Source organism: Hydrogenophaga sp. (assembly GCF_048549895.1).
In the GTDB taxonomy this organism is placed as follows: domain Bacteria; phylum Pseudomonadota; class Gammaproteobacteria; order Burkholderiales; family Burkholderiaceae_C; genus Hydrogenophaga.
Genome location: NZ_JBLYYB010000231.1, coordinates 1 through 3924 on the forward strand (window position 1 = coordinate 1; position 3924 = coordinate 3924).

A 3924-nucleotide genomic window follows, 5' to 3' on the forward strand; every position below is an offset into this window, starting at 1 on the left:
GCAAGGCTTCTTGTATACACATTCAAACCACCACCCACAGACGGGGCCCGTTACATCTCCTACGCAGCAGACATGCATGTAAATGGGTTTGTGCTGCAGACTGAAGCCCTGTTCAACTGCAAAGGAGTCACACATGACTGTCCGTTCGAAGATGACGTTTCCCGCCGCCGTATTGATGGCCACCGCACTTTCTTGGGGATTCAACGCCCAGGCCGCAGGATTGGGTATTGGCACGGGCGTTGGCGTCGATGCCAATGTCGGCACGAACACTGGCATTGCCGATGTCCGACTGGGAACACACAGTGGAATCTCAAGCGATGTTCGAGCTCGCGCCATGACGGGCGTCAACGGGCGATCGGACGCTCGATACCAAAATGAGGGCCGAAGCGGCGCTGCCCTGTCAGCAGTATCTGACGCGAAGGCTGAAGGTGCTGCTTCGGTGGGCTCACAAGCCAGGGGCGCGGTGTCTGTCGATGGACAGGTCCGCTCACAAATACGAGGCACGGCGAACTGACCGGTTTTTCATCAACCCATGAAGAATGCCCCGAAAGGGGCGTTCTTCATGGGTTACATGCTTTGCGAACTCATCAGTCCACTGCGAGCAGCCTGCGGGCAGGAAACACTCCTATGCCCTCGCGTCAAGACGGTGAGAACTCGCATCAGTTGAGGGCTGGACCGTACCGGCACGTGCTATCTGATGTTGACGGTGCCGCGGATGGTCACACCAGGCTCAATGACGACTGCAGGCGGGTAGACATACACCGGCTCGGATTCCACATAAATCGGGCGACGTGCAGAAGAGCGCTGATAGCCCTTGCACTTGCGCTCTTCCTTGTAGTCGCCGTCCCGTTGCAACTCTCGCTTCACCCTGCAGTTCCCATCTCGGAACTCTTCCTTGAACTCTGAGCGCACATCGCTCGTGTAGTAACCGCCTTTGCAGTCAATCTTTTCCTCGAACTCGCCGTCTTTTTCTTGTTTGCGTTCGACTTTACAGTTGCCATCTCTGTACTGGTGCTTGTACTCCGAACCCGACCGGTACCTGCGGTTATCCCCATCCTCATCCGCCAAGGCACCAAATGACAGCGGGCATGCTGTCAACACTACAGCAATGATTCGATTCAAGTTCATAAAGTATTCTTTGCCAGTTCGGACTTTTGAGCTGTGAAGAATTGTTCTGTAAGATTCGAGCGAACCTCGAGAACCGCGCCTGAATGTTGCCACGCTAGTCAGCTGACGTGCACCCTTTGACGAGTTGGTAGGCCTGCAGCAAGTCATCCGAGAGGTCTCACACCGCTACGCAACACGCATCAGCACACTCAGTTCGTCAGCAACATACGAATTGTGAGTGGCGACCATCATGTCTGCAAATGGCAAGCGCCCATCCCAACCCGGGAGAGACTCGACGTAGGCTCGCAGGCCGTTGAACTGCGCTCGCCAACTGCCATTGGCAGTTTCTGCGTCGTGACGGCACTCCCTGTACAGGTCCTCCAGGCCTTTTCCTGACAAGGACAGCACGAGCCCTGCCAAGGTAAATGGCTTACCCAAGCCATTGCGCCTGAAACTCAGCGCTTCAACAATGGCCTGCAGAGCCTGGTCACCTTGTGGATCTTCTTTAACAAGATCGGCGCCGTTTAGGCGTTGCACTTGGTTCCGTATCTCGGCGCAGATGTCGACCGCGTCCACCTCCTCGCGCAGCATGCTGAGGAGCGGGTTGCCATGGTTTGGAGCCGCCGACATGTTCGCCGTTTTGGGAGTGCTCAGGCTGAGACGAACTTGAATGAATCGCAAGATGGACATCAAGTCCAGCAATCTCCGGCTATCCCAGAGTTGCGAAATCGATGGCTCATCGAGCCTGTTCAGGAGGATGTTGATCTGAGAGAAGTCATGCGCAAGGCCCGCCGACACAAAATCTTCCTGGGTGAGCCGTTGTCGTGTAAGTCTGTACTGCCCTGCAAACATACCTGAGTTGCTCAAGAGTTTTGGCAGGCAGTTTGCGACGTTACGACCCAACGCTAGCAACTCTGCACCTGGCTCTTCCCACCCGGGCATACCCATCCAAGACGCGCAGACCTCATCCAGCAACCCTTCGAGGAGCTGTGACCTGCCGAGCAAGGCTCCGTGCTGCCCCCGCATCTCATCGGCCTCGGCTCGCAATGCGTAAAAGGCTACAGCAAAGCCTCCTGCCGCAACGGTGAGAACCAGGAAGGCGATGGCGTACAGGCCCATAGAAGAGTCAGTCCTGAGGCTCGTTGGTGAATGAGACGGTGGTCTGATCTTGATGACAGGAGCGCACGCGCGCGCCCGTCTTGGCAGGGGCTTTCCAAGAAACACCAGCCCCTGGGTTGTAGAAATCTGTCCCGGACATTGAAGCCGCACGCCACAAATTTCGCGCAAACTCAAATGATGCTGGTGCAGATTCCGTCATATCGATTGCATCGACTTGTGCGGGGAAAACTTGAGTAACTTCCTTCGATTCCGCAAGTCCCCGTTCACACAAAGCGGCGAGAAAAATAGTCCACGCTTGCATCGGCCGGTGTCGCTCCCGCCCGCGGCGAGACATCCACCGCAATGACGAAACGCGCGCCAGCTGCGCGCGCTGCCGACACAGCGACCGGCAACGATTCGTCACCGTCCTCGTATTCCACGCCAGCAATACCGCCCGGAGAAATGATGCCCCGCATGGCACTCGACGCGCGCACCGCCACCCCTGTATTGCCTTGCATGAAGAAGCGTGGCGCTTTTGTATCGCGTTCGGTGGCCACCATCACCAGGCGGCGTGGCAGGTGCTCAAGCGGCTGCTGACCGATGCCCCGGTTCACATAGTCCTGCAGCTTCTGACCGTGCACCCTGCCGCGATCGGCAAAAGGCGAAGGGTCGAAGATCGTGAGCGGTCCGCCCTGCAGCGACAGCTCATCGATTCGTGCCGCAGACAGGCCACTGGCCCAGAACGCGCCGAGCACGGCGCCCACGCTGCTGCCCCCCACCAGGTCGGGCGAAATACCGGCCTCCTCCAGCACACGCAGCACGCCAATGTGTGCGTAGCCTCGCGGCCCGCCGCTGCCCAGCACCAGTGCCAGCCGGGGCGGCGGGTCCAGGCGGGGCACCGTGGACAGCGCCTGTGGAGCGTCGGTCGAACGGTAGTCGAACGCGGCACAACCGCCCAGGCCGAGCAGCGGCCATGCGCTCAGCGCGAGCACGGAGCGCCGGCGCATGGTTCGATGGGGTTCGTTGGTGCTTTTCATGCGGCCTCCATGACAGACGACGATGCGGCGGGTCGCCTGAGCGACCCGCCGATCCAGGACACGTAGAGTGCTGGCACAAAGGCGAGCGTGAGTGCGGTAGCGCCGATCAGGCCACCCATGATGGCAACAGCCATCGGACCCCAGAACACGCTGGTGGACAAAGGCACCATGGCCAGCACCGCGGCGGCGGCGGTGAGCACCACCGGACGCGAGCGGCGGATGGTGGCGTCCACGACGGCGTCCAGCAAGGGTGCCCCCGCAGCGACGTCGTGATCGATCTGGTCGACCAGGATGACCGCGTTGCGCATGATCATGCCGCCCAACGCGATGACGCCCAGCAACGCCACGAAGCCGAACGGGACGTTGAACACCAGCAATGCCGGTACCACGCCAATGAGGCCCAGCGGCGCGGTGAGAAACACGAGGAACATGCGCGAGAAGCTCTGCAGCTGCACCATCAGAATGAACAGCATCACCGCAAACATGAGCGGGAACACCGCGAACAAGGCCCGGTTGCTCTTGTCGCTTTCTTCGATCGCCCCGCCCTGTTCGATGCGGTAGCCCGGCGGCAGCGTGTCCAGCACGGGCTGCAGCGAGGGCCAGATCTTCTGCGTGGCATACGGCCCCTGCACGCCGTCGACCACGTCGCTGCGCACGGTCAATGCCAGATCGCGGTTGCGCC

Annotated in this window: 5 protein-coding genes; 1 reads left to right on the top strand and 4 read right to left on the bottom strand. The window is 59.9% G+C overall.

Features of this window, described 5'->3' with window-relative positions; genetic code table 11:
* The first annotated feature begins 133 nt into the window (after window positions 1-133).
* Complete coding sequence (locus ACN4F8_RS21260; protein WP_419475404.1) at window positions 134-514, top strand: hypothetical protein; 381 nt, start codon at window positions 134-136, stop codon at window positions 512-514.
* A gap of 176 nt (window positions 515-690) precedes the next feature.
* Here the strand turns inward: ACN4F8_RS21260 and ACN4F8_RS21265 are convergent, their stop codons facing one another.
* The 4 genes from ACN4F8_RS21265 to ACN4F8_RS21280 all read right to left on the bottom strand — a co-directional run.
* The gene (locus ACN4F8_RS21265; RefSeq protein WP_419475405.1) at window positions 691-1128 is read right to left on the bottom strand and encodes a hypothetical protein; all 438 of its coding nucleotides are present in this window, start codon (window positions 1126-1128) and stop codon (window positions 691-693) included.
* 165 nt (window positions 1129-1293) lie between these two features.
* Window positions 1294-2226 carry a hypothetical protein gene (locus tag ACN4F8_RS21270; RefSeq protein ID WP_419475406.1) on the bottom strand — a complete coding sequence of 311 codons (933 nt, stop codon included), beginning with the start codon at window positions 2224-2226 and terminating at the stop codon, window positions 1294-1296.
* A 263-nt stretch (window positions 2227-2489) separates the two neighbouring features.
* The gene (locus ACN4F8_RS21275; RefSeq protein WP_419475407.1) at window positions 2490-3242 is read right to left on the bottom strand and encodes a patatin-like phospholipase family protein; all 753 of its coding nucleotides are present in this window, start codon (window positions 3240-3242) and stop codon (window positions 2490-2492) included.
* A partial coding sequence (locus tag ACN4F8_RS21280) for an efflux RND transporter permease subunit (protein WP_419475408.1) occupies window positions 3239-3924 on the bottom strand: 686 nt, incomplete at its 5' end. The genes ACN4F8_RS21280 and ACN4F8_RS21275, both read right to left, overlap by 4 nt.

Coding starts and splice junctions, on each gene's coding strand:
- ACN4F8_RS21260 (WP_419475404.1), top strand. CDS start 134: ATGACTGTCCGTTCGAAGATGACGTTTCCCGCCGCCGTATTGATGGCC.
- ACN4F8_RS21265 (WP_419475405.1), bottom strand. CDS start 1,128: ATGAACTTGAATCGAATCATTGCTGTAGTGTTGACAGCATGCCCGCTG.
- ACN4F8_RS21270 (WP_419475406.1), bottom strand. CDS start 2,226: ATGGGCCTGTACGCCATCGCCTTCCTGGTTCTCACCGTTGCGGCAGGA.
- ACN4F8_RS21275 (WP_419475407.1), bottom strand. CDS start 3,242: ATGAAAAGCACCAACGAACCCCATCGAACCATGCGCCGGCGCTCCGTG.